Below are 14,432 nucleotides of genomic sequence, written 5' to 3' on the forward strand. Positions count from 1 at the left end.
TATCGAGCCGATTCCGCGGAGGTTCGAGACTTCTACCGTGTCAACAGCTATCCCGGCGCCCGCTAGAGGGAGGCGTTCGTGCTGATCAGGAAGTCGGATCGTCGTCGAGGAAGTGCAAAGCCTGTCGTCGCAGACAGGCCGGGCGGCGGATTGGACCGCCGAACTTTTCTGAAGCGTTCGGGCATTGCGGCTGGCACGCTCGCGGCGCTGGGCGAACTCGCGCTCAACGGCGTGCGCAAGGCCGAGGCCGGCCCGCCGGCGCCTCCCGGCGCGCCCGTCTCGACCCGCAAGAATATCTGCACCCACTGCTCAGTGGGCTGCTCTGTCATCGCCAAGGTCGCCAACGGCGTCTGGATCGGGCAGGAGCCGGACTATGACAGCCCGATCAATCGCGGCTCGCATTGCTGCAAGGGCGCCGCGGTCCGCGACGACGTTCTGAGCGAGCGCCGCCTGCGCTATCCCGTCAAGCTCGTCAACGGCCAGTGGACGCGGGTCTCCTGGGAGACCGCGATCAACGAGATCGGCGACAAGCTGATCGAGATCCGCCAGAAGTCGGGTCCCGATTCGGTCTATTGGCTCGGCTCGGCCAAGTTCACCAACGAGGCCGCCTATCTCAACCGCAAGCTGGCGGCGTTCTGGGGCACCAACAATTCCGACCACCAGGCCCGCATCTGCCACTCGACGACCGTCACCGGCGTAGCCAACACCTGGGGCTACGGCGCGATGACCAACAGCTACAACGATATCCGCAACTCCAGGACCATCCTGCTGATGGGCGGCAATCCGGCCGAGGCGCATCCGGTCTCCTTGCAGCACATCCTCGAGGGCAAGGAGCTCAACCGCGCCAACATGATCGTGGTCGATCCCAGGATGACGCGGACGGCGGCGCATGCGACCGAATATGTCCGGGTGCGTCCGGGCACCCACATCGCCACCATCTACGGCATGCTGTGGCACATTTTCGAGAACGGCTGGGAGGACAAGGAATTCCTCAGCCAGCGGGTCTACGGCGTCGATGAGATCCGCAAGCGGGCGGCGAAGTGGAATCCGAAGGAGGTCGAGCGTGTCACCGGCCTGCCGGAGGCGCAGGTCAAGCGTATCGCCGAACTGTTCGCCAAGGAGAAGCCGGCGACGCTGATCTGGGCGATGGGGCAGACCCAGTTCACCACCGGCACCGCCAATGTCCGCGCCAGTTGCCTGTTGCTGCTTGCCACCGGCAATGTCGGCCGGCCCGGCGCCGGCGCCAATATCTTCCGCGGCCACACTAACGTGCAGGGCGCAACCGATCTCGGCCTCGATGTGACGACGTTGCCGCTCTATTACGGCCTCGCCGAGGAGGCCTGGCGGCATTGGTGCCGGGTCTGGGAGGTCGATTACGACTGGATGAAGTCGCGCTTCCCGACCAAGCAGCTCATGGAAACGCCGGGCATTCCGAGCACGCGCTGGTTCGATGCGACCTTGCTGCCGAAGGACCAGATCAGCCAGCCCAATCCGGTGCAGGCCATGTTCGTCATGGGGCATGGCGTCAACACCATCACCCGGATGCCGGAAGCGGTACGCGGCATCGAGAAGCTCGAGCTGCTGGTGGTGTGCGATCCCTATCCGACGGCGTGGTCGGTGATCTCCGAGCGCAAGAACGGCACCTATCTTCTGCCGGCCTGCACGAGCTTCGAGATGGACGGCTCGCGCACCGCCTCCAACCGCTCGCTGCAATGGGGCGAGAAGATCGTCGAGCCGGTCTTCGAATCCAAGAACGACTACGACATGATGTATATGCTCGCCAAGAAGCTCGGCTTTGCCGACCTGATGTTCAAGAACATCAAGGTCGAGAATGGCGCGGTCTCGGCGGAGGACATCCTGCGCGAGATCAACCGCGGCGGCTGGTCGACCGGCTATTGCGGCCAATCGCCGGAGCGGCTCAAGGCCCATATGAAGAACCAGCACAAGTTCGATCTGGTGACGCTGCGGGCGCCGAAGGACGATCCGGAAGTCGGCGGCGATTACTACGGCCTGCCATGGCCGTGCTGGGGCACGCCGGAGTTCAGGCACCCGGGCACGCCGATCCTCTACAACACCAATCTTCCGGTGAAGGATGGCGGCGGCACCTTCCGTGCGCGGTTCGGCGTCGAGCGCGTCGTCAAGCGCAAGGTGATGGAGAACGGTCAGGAGGTCGAGCGCGAGGATCACGACAATCTCCTCGCCGAGGGCTCCTATTCGGCCGGCTCCGACATCAAGGACGGCTATCCCGAATTCACGCTGGGCGTGCTGAAGAAGCTCGGCTGGGACAAGGAGCTGACGCCGCAGGAAATGGAGATCATCCAGCGCGTCAATTCGGCCGACCCCGATAAGGTATCCTGGTCGCTGGATCTGTCGGGCGGCATCCAGCGGGTCGCGATCGAGCACGGCTGCTCGCCTTACGGCAACGCCAAGGCGCGCATGATTGCCTGGAATCTGCCCGATCCGATTCCGGTCTATCGCGAGCCGATCTATACGCCGCGTCCGGACCTGGTCGCCGACTATCCGACCCTGCCCGATGCCAAGCAGTTCCGGATGCCCAATATCGGCTTCTCCGTGCAGAAGGCGGCGGTCGACCGCGCGATCTCACAACAGTTCCCGCTGATCCTGAGCTCGGGCCGGCTGGTGGAATATGAAGGCGGCGGCGAGGAGACGCGTTCCAACAAGTGGCTCGCCGAGCTGAAGCAGTACATGTATGTCGAGGTCAATCCGGCCGACGCCGCCGAGCGCGGCATCAAGGATGGCAGCTGGGTGTGGGTGACCGGCGCCGAGAACAGCTCGCGGACCCGCGTCAAGGCGATGGTCACCGAGCGCGTCGGCAAGGGCGTCGCCTGGATGCCGTTCCATTTCGCCGGCTTTTTCCAGGGCGCCGATCTCCGCGCCAAATATCCCGCTGGCGCCGATCCGATCGTGCTCGGCGAAAGCGTGAACACGCTGACGACTTATGGCTACGACCCCGCGACCGGCATGCAGGAGCCGAAGGCGACGCTCTGCCAGATCAGGGTCGCGTGAGAGGAACAGACGATGGCACGCATGAAATTCCTTTGTGACGCGGACCGCTGCATCGATTGCAACGCCTGCGTCACCGCGTGCAAGAACGAGAACGAGGTGCCGTGGGGCATCAACCGCCGCCGCGTCGTCACCATCAATGACGGCAAGCCCGGCGAGCGTTCGGTCTCGATGGCCTGCATGCATTGCACGGACCCGCCCTGCGCGGCGGTCTGTCCGGTGAACTGCATCTTCCCGACCGAGGACGGCGTGGTCCTGCACAACAAGGACCAGTGTATCGGTTGCGGCTATTGCTTCTACGCCTGCCCGTTCGGCGCGCCGCAATATCCGCAAGTCGGCAATTTCGGCTCGCGCGGCAAGATGGACAAGTGCACCTATTGCGCCGGCGGCGGCGGACCGGAGGCGCCGGGCAGCGCGGCGGAATTCGCCAAATACGGCTCGAACCGGTTCGGCGAGGGCAAATTGCCAATGTGCGCGGAGATGTGCTCGACCAAGTCGCTGCTGGCCGGCGATGGCGACATCATCGCGCAGATCTACGGCGAGCGGGTGCGCAAGCGCGGCTATGGCTCCGGCGCCTGGGGTTGGACCACGGCCTATCACGAAGACGTTGAGGTCTGAGCGGACAGCTCATACGGCCTGCGATGGGCGCAGGATGAGAACAGGGTAACAGTCATGACGTTTCTCGCACGCTTTCGTCTGGCGACCTTCGTCCTGATGCTGCTCGCGATCGCGGCGGCAGTGCCTGTGTTCGCGCAGAAGCTCGGTCCCGACGGCGCGCCCAATCCGACCGCAAGCGTCACCGGCCAGCGCGAGCTGCTGCAGCAGGAGCCGCGCATCACCGGCCGCGTCGACATTCCCGACATCAAATCCAGCGTGCTGATCCAGCCCGCGGGGCGGACCTGGGACTATTTCCACCAGGTCCTGCTGCGCTGGGGTGGCGGGGTGGTGATCCTCGGCACGGTCGCGCTGCTGGCGATCGCCTATCTGATTCTGGGAAAGCTGCCGATCTCAGCCGGGCGCTCGGGCAGGAAGGTGGTTCGGTTCGAGGCGTTCGAGCGCTTCGCGCACTGGCTGACGGCGGCGTCCTTTGTCATCCTCGGGCTGACCGGACTGAACATCACCTTCGGCAAGGCCCTGCTGCTGCCGCTCGTCGGGCCGGACCTATTCGCCGCCATCTCGCAGATCGCGAAGTACGTGCACAACTTCACGAGCTTCGCGTTTGTGGCGGGCCTCCTCCTGATCACAGTGATCTTCTTCAAGGACAATCTTTTGGAGAAGGTGGATATGGACTGGCTCAAGCAGGGCGGCGGCTTCATCAAGAACAGACACGCGCCGGCCGGCCGCTTCAATTTCGGCGAGAAATTGGTGTTCTGGCTGTCGATCGCGGCCGGCATTGCCGTGTCAGTTTCGGGATTCCTGCTGCTGTTTCCCTTCTATGGCACCGATATCCTCGGCATGCAGCTCGCGCAGGTGGTGCACGCCGTGGTGGCCATCCTGTTCGTCGCCCTGATCCTTGGCCACATCTATATCGGCACGGTCGGGATGGAAGGCGCGTTCGAGGCGATGGGCACCGGCGAGGTCGATCTCAACTGGGCAAAAGAGCATCACGACCAATGGATTGCCAAGAAGCTCGCCAGCGAAACCCGGCCCTCGGCGACAGCGGCGGAGTGAAAATGCCAGCCCTTCAGTGTTGGTCGCGGTCGGTGCCGCTCGGCTGCGCGTCGCGTTCGCGCAGGTAATCGTCGGTGGTGCGGACGGTCGGGCTCGCCACGCCGTAGGATTCAAAACCCTGTTCGGCGACAAAGTTGACGCGGCAATCGTCGCACATCTTGATGACGTCGAGCTTGCGCGGTGCGCCCCTGTACATCCAGTGCTTGCCTTCGAGCTTGGCGACCACGCGCTCGATCGTGCTCTTGACGCCGAACGGCTTGCCGCAGCGGATGCAGCAGAACGGTTCTTCCTCCTTGAGGATGCGGGCAGGGGCCCTGACGGCGCCGAAATCGATCCGCGGCACCAGCGTGATCACCTTCTCCGGACAGGTCGACTTGCACAGGCCGCATTGCACGCAGGCGTCCTCGACGAAGCGCAGCACCGGCCGCTCGGGATCGTCGCGCAAGGCGCTGGTCGGGCACGCCGATACGCAGGAGAGACATAGTGTGCAGCCGGACGCATCGACCTCCACAGCGCCGAACGGCGCGCCCACCGGCAGCGCGATGATGTCGGCCGGCGCCGGTGCGGCGCGATGCAATTCGCCGAGCGCAAAACGCAGCACGTCGCGTTTCTTCCCCGTGGCCCGGAAACTCGCCGGATGCGGCGCAGGCGACAATGACGGGATCGCGCGCAATGTTTCGAGCAGGGTGTCCGGATCGTCGGTCTCGATGGTGGCAATCCGCTCCGCGCCGAAGCCGAGGCCGGCCAGGATCGGATCGGCGATCGCCATGGTTCGCTTCAGGCCCGCGACGTCATGACGCGGTTTCGCCCGCAGCAGGAAGCGCATCGCGGAGGTGCCATAGGCGAAGGCCGCGGCGATGCTCTCAAGTCCGACCTGGGTGACCTCGTTGACCGCGAACGGCAGCACGTTGGCCGGCAGCCCGTCGCCGAACCGTGCCAGCGCGTCGATCAGCGGCGCGCCATGCGCCTCATCATGCACGAGCACGACCGCCTGCTCGCCGCCGGCCTCGCGATAGGCGATCAGCATCGCGCGCAGCTTGCGCATCAACGTGTCTTCCGGCGGCAGCGCGTAGGATGCGGCGCCGGTGGGGCAGGCCGCCGCGCATTGCCCGCAACCTGCGCAGATGTCGGCATCGATCGCCACATGATCGCCGGCCGGTGTAATCGCGCCCGCGGGACAGAGATCGAGACAACGGGTGCAGCCGGTGCGCCCCGAGCGCGAATGCGCGCACAGCTTGGCGTCGAACGTGACGTAGCGCGGCTTCTCGAAGGTGCCGAGGAGATCCCGCGCCTTGAGCACGGCCTGCAGCATCGCGGTCGGATGATCCGGATCGGCGCGCAGATAGCCGTCGCGCAAGTCCGCCGCCGGGAACAACGGCGTCCCACCGGTCAGGTCGAGGATGATGTCGCAATTCGATCGCGCATTGTTGCGCGTCGGACCGAACAGCAACGTGCCGCGCGAGGAGGGTGCCGCTTCGGCGAAATCGTCGACCGTCACCTCGAAGGCGCCGAGATGGCCGCGTGCCGCGATCACCTTTCCCTTCGCCACCGGGAATTCGTCACTGCGCGGCGGCGCGATGGCGGCGGGCGGTTCGATCAGCACGGTGACGTCGAGATGGTCCTTGAGCAGATTGCCGGCCTCGATCGCGGTCTCATTGCGGCCGCAGATCAGGATGACGCCGCCGCTTTCGAATTCGACCGATGGCGGCGACGGTGCAGTCTCGGCCGCGGCGGCAAGCAGAGCCGCCATCTTTGGCCCCGCGCGCGCGGCGTCATTGGACCATCCGGCAGTCTCGCGGATGTTGGCGAATTGTATGGATTGCGTGCGGCCGCTTTCCGCGGCGACGTCCGAGAACAACCGCGCCTCCTGGGTGCAGGCGATGGTGAGCGGGCCGTCTTCGGCGGCAAGGGTCCGGAAGCGATCGAGTTCGGCGCGGCAGAGCTGCGTTGCCGCCGCGGGCTCGTGATGGCAGCCGCGGCTGATAGCATCGCCGTCGAGCGGCATCGTGCCCTCGCACGAACAGATGAAAAGACGCCTCGCAGTCTCAGGCATGCGGTCACGAACTCGTGTAGCTACACAGGGCAGCCGGCGAAACTGGCCGGGAATTTATGGAAGTATATACTGTCTCTCCGGCAAAATACGATGGCGGTATGGCGGACTTGCAGGGAGCATCAGATGAGCGCGCCGCGTGATTTCTGGCTCGCGTGCGGCCATCACCTGCTCGACCGGGACGAGAACGGCCGGCTGCTGGTCACCGACGACTTCCTGAAGGCGTACCTGGCGCGGCCCGAGCTGATGCCGCCACCGGACGCCTGCGCGGCCGAGCAGGAACTGCACCGCGCCCTGCTGCGCGATCCGCGGCGGCCTGTCGCGGCTGGCCAGATCGAGGCGATCGCCGACGCCGATGCGCGCGAGAACTGGCAGATGATGATCGCCTGGCGCGACCATCTCGTGAAGCATCGGAGCGTTGAGGCTGCGTATCTCGCGATCATCAGGCGCAACATCGCCTTTCCCCAGCTCTTCATTGGCCAATTGGTGCAACTGATCCTGCGCAATGCGCTGGACGATTGCGGCGATGCGTTCATGCTGCGCGCCGCCGAGCTGTTTTTCCGCCCGCAGAAGCTGATGATCGAAGGGGCCTCTGTCCTCGCCATCGACGAGGAACGCGGGTCCGTGACCGGCCGCCATTCGGCGTCGCCGCTGATGGCGCTGCTCGGATTGCCCGACGTCACCGAGGTCGATGTGCTGAACGGCACCACCGCCGATGGCTATTGGGAGCGCAGCGACCGGTTCGACCTGGCGCTCGACCTGGCCGTCGGCGAGCGCGGCCTGATCGCGCTCGGTGACGTGATCGCCCGCTGGGTTGCGCATCTGCTGGCGATCGAGGTTGAGGTCGAGCCGGTGGCGGAACTGCGCGAGGTATCATGGAACTGGTATGTCGGACTCAGCGCCGAGGCCACGCGCATTGGGGACGCGATCTGGCATGGCGATGATTTCGACGAGGAGGCGCGCGCCCAGTTGATTGGGCTGTTCCGGCTGACGTTCCGCGATCCCACCTATATGATTGAAACGGTCAGGGGCGAGCCGGTTTATCTGCTGCTCGCCATGACGGCGGAGGGGGTGTTGCGGCTGAAGCCGCAAAACCTCATCACCGGTTTGCCGATTGCGAACGCGGAGGCAGTGAATTGATATCGACGGCACTGGAGCGCATTTCCGTGGGCGTCGTGGTCGAGCGGCGCAAGGGCCGCAGTGCCTGGGCAGACTTTTTGTGGCGGCCGGTTTCGGTGCTTGCCGGAAGCCCGTCGGCCGCGCCATGGACGCCGCTGGATAGGCAAGGAGAGGTGACGTTGTTCTACGCGGGCGAAGCCATGATCGAGTTGCACCGCACCGAGACCACCAATTATCGCGACAATCTCGCGTCCGGCTCGCCCGCCCTATGGGTCAACTTGCGCCCGACCGGTTCTGAGCCGCCCTACGAACTGCTCGCCGTCACCGCGGATCCGGCCGAGGGCGAGGCGTTCACCGACGCCGGCAGCAACCTGGTCGAGGCGGTGCCGATGCCCGCCGGCATTGCGGAGGTCGTCGAGCGATTTGTTGCCGAGCATCATGTCGAGCGCCCCTTCATCAAGCGGCAGCGCGACCGGTAGGTGCCGCCGAGCTAGGATACGAGAGAGAACGGACAGTGGCTGAAGAGCACAATGTTTTCCTCCGCTGGGCACGGCTGAAGCAGGCCGCGAAGGAACGCCAGGACACGGAGGCCGCTCCAATTGACAGTGGAGAAGCGCCTCCGCCGCCGGCGGCCGACGTGGCGAATGATGAGCCGTTCGACCTCGCCAGCCTGCCGTCGATCGAATCGATCGCCGCCAATACGGATATCGCCGCGTTCCTGCGCTCCGGCGTGCCGGCCGAATTGACCCGCGCCGCATTGCGCCGTGCCTGGACCAGCGATCCCGCCATCCGCGATTTCATCGGCATCGCGGAGAACCAATGGGATTTCAACGATCCGAACGCAATCCCGGGCTTCGGCCCGCTCGATCCCACGGAAAACGCCGCCGACCTTCTCGCGCAGGTCTCGAGACGCTTGGAGCAGATTCCGGAGGCGCTTGCGGACACGTCACAGCCGGTCGATCCGGTTCGGCCCGCGGCAGCCGATTCCGCAGAGCCCGTTCTCGATCAGCCGCCCGCGATCGACGAGCCGGCGGTCGCGGATGCCGCTGCGCAATCGAACGAACCACAGGAGATGGGCGCGGAGGGAGAGCAACCACCTGCCGAGGAAGCACGGGATGCTCCGCGAAAACGGCGTCACGGCAGCGCGTTGCCCCGATAGCGATCGACAAGGCGGCATGTCTTTCCGGATCGAACCATGACGGATTCAATTTCAAAGAGCTCTGCAGCGCGCATCGTCGATGAGATCGACCACGCCCGGGCGCAGGAATATGCGCTGCTCGCGACCTTGCTGACCCGAGGCCCGGATGGGCAGCTTCTTTCCCGTCTCGCCGGCCTGCGCGGCGATGCCAGCCCGATCGGCATGGCGCATATCGCGCTGGCCGAAGCGGCGCGCCGGACCAATGCGGAGCGCGCGTCACGCGAATTCTTTTCGCTGTTTGCCGGCCTGGGGGAGGGCGCACTGCTGCCCTATGCGTCGCATTATCTCGCCGAAACTTTGTATGGGCGTCCGCTCGTCCGCGTGCGGGAAACGCTCGACAGCCTCGGCATCGAAAAGACACCGGAGCGGACGGAGCCGGAGGACCACGCCGGATTCCTCTGCGAGATCATGGCGGGCCTTGCCGGTGGCGGTATCGCCGCGCCCGATGGCGCCGATCGCGATGTCTTCGAGCGGCATCTTTCTCCCTGGATCAGGCGCTTCTTCATCGACCTGGAACGGGCAAAATCGGCCGATTTCTACGCATCGGTTGGCGCGCTCGGGCGCACCTTCATCGACATCGAAGCCGAAGCGTTTGCGCTTCCCGTCTGAACACGGCTTTTTGTCCGCGAAACGGAACTCGTCGGCTTGCGGAACTGTGCTACAACTTGACGTGAAAAGGAGAAAGCATGATGCGCGCGTTCGTCCTGGCCTGCCTGCTCGCTGTCGTCATTGCCGTTGGAGCGGCGGTGATTCTCGACAATTTCGTGCAGGAATCGGCGACGACGGCCTTCGCCTTGCCGAGCGCCCGAGTTTAGCAGCGATGACACGCAACCGGCGCGGGTCTCGAATCCCAGCGGCCATGCCGCCGCTGGTGCATTGCACGCGGTGGCCGGCGTCGAGAAATTGCCGGTTCAGGACATCGACGATCCGTCGCTGATCTATCCAGCGCCGACCACATAGGCTGTTGCGATCGTCCGATGCGGCCGTCCGGCTTCGGACCGACGGTTTGAGAAACGGGATCGGCCCATGATAGGGCTAGACCGAGAATCTCTCCGCCCATAGCCGGCCTGCCATGCGTCCCCGAACCATCGATCTCAATCTGCTGGTCATGCTCGAGGCCCTCGTCGCCGAGCGCAGCGTGTCCAAGGCCGCGCGGCGCATGGGATTGACGCAGTCGGCCGTGAGTCACGCGCTGCGGCGGCTCCGCGACACCTTCAATGATGAGCTGTTTGTCCGCTCGCCCGACGGGATGGAGCCGACGTTGCGTGCGCTCGAACTTGCCAACGCGACGCATGCGGCGCTGGAGCAGATCGAACGGACCATCGACAAGTCGGCAAGTTTCGATCCCGCGACCGCCGAGCGAACTTTCACGCTGCGGATCTCCGAATATGTATCAGGCCACCTGCTGCAGCGATTGTGTCCCATCCTGAGGAAGGAAGCGCCCGGCATCCGCATCAATGCGGCGCATTTCACCGGCGATCCGCGCGAGGACGAGATCGTCGGCGACGAAATTCACGTACGGCTCGCCTCATCAGGGAATCCGGAAGGCCGGCGCGAGCGGCTGCGCGTGCTCGATGAACGGTTCGTGGTGCTGATGCGAAAAACCAATCCGGCGCGTCACAGCAGGATGACGCTGCCGTTCTACGCTTCGCTCTCGCATGTCAAGGTCGCCGGCACCATCGGCACCAATGTGATCGATGACGCACTGCGCATCCGCGGACTTTATCGCCGCATCGTATTCAACGTGCCGAGCTGGCGGGATGCGCGCCATATCGTGGCCAGCAGCGACCTCGTCGCAGCCATCCCCGCACGATGGGCGCGCGACAAGGAAACGCCACTGCCGTGCACCTCAGTCCGCTTTCCGCTCGATGACGTCACTTTCGCGATCGACCTCGAATGGCACCCGCGCTTCGCGCTCGATCCCGGCCAGACCTGGCTGCGCGCGCTGATCGCGAAGCAGTTTTAGGCGTGTGTTCCGATCAGGCGCATGGATACGTTCACTCCCGCCGCGCAAACAAATCGGACTCCTTCTCCCGCTTGCGGGAGAGGGCTGGGGTGAGGATTTCTCCGCGAAGGGGCTGCTAACAGCTGAGCTCGCACAACTCGACTCCGGCGTTCGCAAATCGCGTCGAGAGTCCCAGTGTGGATGCAGCTCTCACCCCAACCCTCTCCCGCAAGCGGGAGAGGGGGCACAGCGTTCATCGTGGGCGCATTCGTATGAATCAACCTCATATCCAACATGAAAATTATGAGTTTTATTTATCTGACCGCTTTGTGACATCGTACGGCCATCAACGACACAAGAGACGGCGGGAGAAACGCGGTGGCCCTTCAGAAGCGGTATCTTGTCTACATCGGCCTGTTCGTGCTGATGTTCATCAACTATCTCGACCGGGTTAATCTCTCGGTCGCGGCGAAGTCGATTTCGGAGGCCTATGGCCTGACGCCGATCGACATGGGCTATATCTTCTCCGCCTTTCTCTGGACCTATCTGATCTGCCTGATTCCGATGGGCATGCTCGCCGATCGCTATGGCGGCCGCGCGGTCACCTACTCCACGCTTGGATTGTGGTCGCTGGCCGGGATCTGGACCGGCCTTGCGACAACCTATTCCTCGCTGTTCGCGTCGCGCCTGGTGCTGGGCATCGGCGAGTCCGCAAGCTATCCCGCCGGCGGCAAGATCATCCGCGAATGGGCGCCGGAGAGCGAGCGTGGCATCGCTTCGGCGTTCCTCAATTGCGGCGCCCATGCCGGGCTCTGCGTCGGCTCGGTCGTGGTCGGCTCGCTGATCGTCGCGTTCGGCTGGCGCGAGTCGTTCTATATCACCGGCGCCGCTGGCGTCGTGCTCGCGCTGCTCTGGTTCGCGTTGTATCGCCAGCCGGAGCGTGCGTCATGGCTTGGCGCCGAGGAGCGCGACTTCATCCTGAAGAACCGTGGCGCCATCGCCGCACGCGGAGCCGGCGAACTGAATCAGTCGGCCGCGCTGAAAGGACTGTTGAGCAGCCCCTCGATGTGGGCGTTGGCGCTCACGCAAGGCTGCGCCGGCTATACGCTCTATCTCTTCATGACCTGGCTGCCGAGCTATCTCGCGGCGACGCGTGGCATGGACATACTCAAGTCGAGCCTGTTCTCCGCCATTCCCTATGGCGTGGCCGCGATCCTCGGCCTTGGGCTCGGCTGGTTCAGCGATCGTCTGCTGAAAAAATCAGGTCGAGCGAACGCCGACCGCCGCAAGCTGATTGCCGCGATGCTGCTGCTGTCGTCGGTGATCCTCGCCGCGCCGCTGGTCGATTCGATCTGGGTGATCACGACCCTGATCAGCATTTCGCTCGCCTGTGTGGCCACCGCGATGGCGATGAACATTGCGCTTACCGCCGACCTGATGACCGATGGCCGCTACAATGGCGCCGCCACCAGTCTCCTGATCATGGGCGGCAATCTGTTCGGCACTGCGGCGCCGATTATCACCGGCTATGTGGTGGCGGCCACCGGCGGCTATTCCGGCGCGTTCCTGATTGCGGGCGTGCTGCTGCTCGGCGGCGCCGTGGTCATCACATCAGGGGCGCGGACGCCGATCCGGCTCTCCGCCGCGCCAGAAGCGAGGCTGCAGGACCGCGCGGCCTCGGTCGTCTAAGGGAGCAAGCCAATGAAGAAGCTGACATTTACCGCGGTCTCGCGGAACTATTTCAACATGCCGGTCTGGATCGCCAAGCACCGCGGCATGTTCGCCGATGAAGGGCTTGATGTCGCAATCGAGCTCTATGAGGGTGTCGACGAGGTGACCAATCGCATCCGTGACGGCCGCGCCGAGCTCGGCTACGGGATCACCGAGCACGTGATCCTTGACAGCGAGGCCGGCGGCTTCCTCGAAATCATCGGCGGCAATGTCAACCGGCTGCCTTTCTCCTTCATCGCTGGCAAGAACATCAGGACGGCGGAGGACCTGCGCGGCAAGACCGTCGGTGTCTCCTCGATCGAGGCGGGCAGCTCGTCGCTGGTCATGAAGCTGCTTTCCGCGCGCGGCCTGGACTATCCGCGCGACTACAAGATCCGCGCGGTGGGGCCGATCCTGACGCGGTGGGAGATGCTGCAGTCCGGCGAGATCGATGCTGGCCTGCAGGGCGCGCCGCTGAACTATATCGCCATCGACCAGGGCTATCCGAGCCTGTGTGAACCTCGCCAGGAGGTGCCATACTTTCAGTTCACCTCGCTGAATGTCGACAGCCGCTGGGCCAAGGCAAATGCGGACACGATGCACCGCTTCATGCGCGCCTTCGTGCGTGCACATGAATGGTTCTTCGCCAATCGCGCCGGCGTCACCCCGATCGCGATGGCCGAAACCGGCATTGCCCAGAGCTATGCCGAGCGCGCCTGGGACGAATACGCCAGGGATGAGATCTTCCCGCGCGATGGCGATGCGAGCGATGCCGCGGTGCAGGCGCTGATCGAGATCAGCTCCTTGATCCGCGCGGTGCCCAATCGCGTCAAGTCGCAGGCCGCCGACTACATCAACTGCAGCTATCTGCATGCTGCCCAGCACGACGTCGCGGCCTGACGGGCACGACCATGCCGACCTTGCCCGATATCGACTACGGCAGCCGGCTGCGCGCCGGCCTGCTCGTTCCATCCGGAAATTCGGTGGCCGAGCCGGAGATCCGCGCCATGCTGCCGCGGCAAGTCTCCATGCTGGTGACACGGTTGGCGCTACGCGGCAGCTCGAGACCGGAGCTGATGCGCATGCTCGATCGGCTCGAGGCCGCCTCCGGGCTGCTGGCGGACGCCGAGGTCGATGTCATCGTGTTCCATTGCACGGCGGTTTCGACCTTCGCGCCGGAGCTCGCCGGCGGCATCCGTGAGCGCATCCAGTCGGCCTCCGGCATCCGCTGCTTCACCACGGCGGATGCGATCCTGGCCGGGTTGACGCGCCTGAACGCCAGACGGGTCTCGCTGCTGACACCCTATATCGATGAGGTGCATGCGCGCGAGATCGCGTTCCTGGAGGCCAGCGGTTTCCAGGTCGCGGGCGGCGCCAATCTGGGGATCAACACCAATTCAGAAATGGCCGGCCTCAGCTCCGCGGCGATCCTCGACTGGGCGAGGGACGCAATCGACCCACGCGCCGATGCCTGCCTCATTAGCTGCACAGCCATCAAGTCGGCGCCCGTTATCGCCGAACTCGAGCGGGTCTCGGGAATCCCCGTGCTCACGAGCAACCAGAGCATGGCCTGGCACCTCATGAGGTCGAACGGCATCGACGGCGATGTCGTGGATTACGGTCGCCTGTTCTCAGACCCGGCCGTGAGAAGCGCAGAGCCGGTCGCAGCCGCTCGCTGAGGCAATCCACACCCGTGGAGATTGCCGCGCGGGCCA

General features: G+C 64.7%; 13 protein-coding genes. 12 read left to right on the forward strand and 1 reads right to left on the reverse strand.

What is annotated here, in order from left to right:
- Window positions 1-78: 78 nt before the first annotated feature.
- The 3 genes from I6F35_RS20555 to I6F35_RS20565 are packed head-to-tail and all read left to right on the forward strand — an operon-like array spanning window position 79 to window position 4,695.
- Window positions 79-3,027, forward strand: coding sequence for a formate dehydrogenase subunit alpha (locus I6F35_RS20555; RefSeq protein ID WP_225119483.1), 2,949 nt, complete (start codon window positions 79-81; stop codon window positions 3,025-3,027).
- A 12-nt stretch (window positions 3,028-3,039) separates the two neighbouring features.
- Window positions 3,040-3,642 (forward strand): formate dehydrogenase FDH3 subunit beta, encoded by a 603-nt coding sequence (gene fdh3B, locus I6F35_RS20560; protein WP_225119484.1) that lies wholly within the window; start codon window positions 3,040-3,042, stop codon window positions 3,640-3,642.
- Between the two features lie 54 nt (window positions 3,643-3,696).
- Window positions 3,697-4,695, forward strand: coding sequence for a formate dehydrogenase subunit gamma (locus tag I6F35_RS20565; RefSeq protein WP_225119485.1), 999 nt, complete (start codon window positions 3,697-3,699; stop codon window positions 4,693-4,695).
- A 13-nt stretch (window positions 4,696-4,708) separates the two neighbouring features.
- Here the strand turns inward: I6F35_RS20565 and I6F35_RS20570 are convergent, their stop codons facing one another.
- The gene (locus tag I6F35_RS20570) at window positions 4,709-6,700 is read right to left on the reverse strand and encodes a 4Fe-4S binding protein (RefSeq protein WP_225119486.1); all 1,992 of its coding nucleotides are present in this window, start codon (window positions 6,698-6,700) and stop codon (window positions 4,709-4,711) included.
- On the opposite strand from I6F35_RS20570, the gene I6F35_RS20575 reads away from it, so the two are divergent.
- The 9 genes from I6F35_RS20575 (at window position 6,662) to I6F35_RS20610 (ending at window position 14,396) form a co-directional block, all read left to right on the forward strand.
- Window positions 6,662-7,885 carry a DUF6352 family protein gene (locus I6F35_RS20575; RefSeq protein WP_225119487.1) on the forward strand — a complete coding sequence of 408 codons (1,224 nt, stop codon included), beginning with the start codon at window positions 6,662-6,664 and terminating at the stop codon, window positions 7,883-7,885. The genes I6F35_RS20570 and I6F35_RS20575 overlap by 39 nt on opposite strands.
- Window positions 7,882-8,343 carry a DUF3305 domain-containing protein gene (locus I6F35_RS20580; protein WP_225119488.1) on the forward strand — a complete coding sequence of 154 codons (462 nt, stop codon included), beginning with the start codon at window positions 7,882-7,884 and terminating at the stop codon, window positions 8,341-8,343. The genes I6F35_RS20575 and I6F35_RS20580 overlap by 4 nt, the downstream gene beginning before the upstream one ends.
- Window positions 8,344-8,378: 35 nt before the next feature.
- Window positions 8,379-9,023, forward strand: coding sequence for a DUF3306 domain-containing protein (locus I6F35_RS20585; RefSeq protein WP_225119489.1), 645 nt, complete (start codon window positions 8,379-8,381; stop codon window positions 9,021-9,023).
- Between the two features lie 36 nt (window positions 9,024-9,059).
- Window positions 9,060-9,671: a molecular chaperone TorD family protein gene (locus I6F35_RS20590; RefSeq protein ID WP_225119490.1), complete on the forward strand. Its 612-nt coding sequence runs from the start codon at window positions 9,060-9,062 to the stop codon at window positions 9,669-9,671.
- A 77-nt stretch (window positions 9,672-9,748) separates the two neighbouring features.
- Window positions 9,749-9,877, forward strand: coding sequence for a hypothetical protein (locus I6F35_RS40215; RefSeq protein WP_275945477.1), 129 nt, complete (start codon window positions 9,749-9,751; stop codon window positions 9,875-9,877).
- A 257-nt stretch (window positions 9,878-10,134) separates the two neighbouring features.
- On the forward strand, window positions 10,135-11,028 hold the full coding sequence (locus tag I6F35_RS20595; RefSeq protein WP_225119491.1) for a LysR family transcriptional regulator: 894 nt from the start codon (window positions 10,135-10,137) through the stop codon (window positions 11,026-11,028).
- 357 nt (window positions 11,029-11,385) lie between these two features.
- Window positions 11,386-12,696 carry an MFS transporter gene (locus I6F35_RS20600; RefSeq protein ID WP_225119492.1) on the forward strand — a complete coding sequence of 437 codons (1,311 nt, stop codon included), beginning with the start codon at window positions 11,386-11,388 and terminating at the stop codon, window positions 12,694-12,696.
- 12 nt (window positions 12,697-12,708) lie between these two features.
- Complete coding sequence (locus I6F35_RS20605; protein ID WP_225119493.1) at window positions 12,709-13,617, forward strand: ABC transporter substrate-binding protein; 909 nt, start codon at window positions 12,709-12,711, stop codon at window positions 13,615-13,617.
- Window positions 13,618-13,628: 11 nt separating this feature from the next.
- Window positions 13,629-14,396: an arylmalonate decarboxylase gene (locus I6F35_RS20610; protein WP_225119494.1), complete on the forward strand. Its 768-nt coding sequence runs from the start codon at window positions 13,629-13,631 to the stop codon at window positions 14,394-14,396.
- The last annotated feature ends 36 nt before the right edge of the window (window positions 14,397-14,432 follow it).

Origin of the sequence: Bradyrhizobium sp. BRP22, assembly GCF_020194175.1 — a bacterium.
Lineage (GTDB): Bacteria > Pseudomonadota > Alphaproteobacteria > Rhizobiales > Xanthobacteraceae > Bradyrhizobium.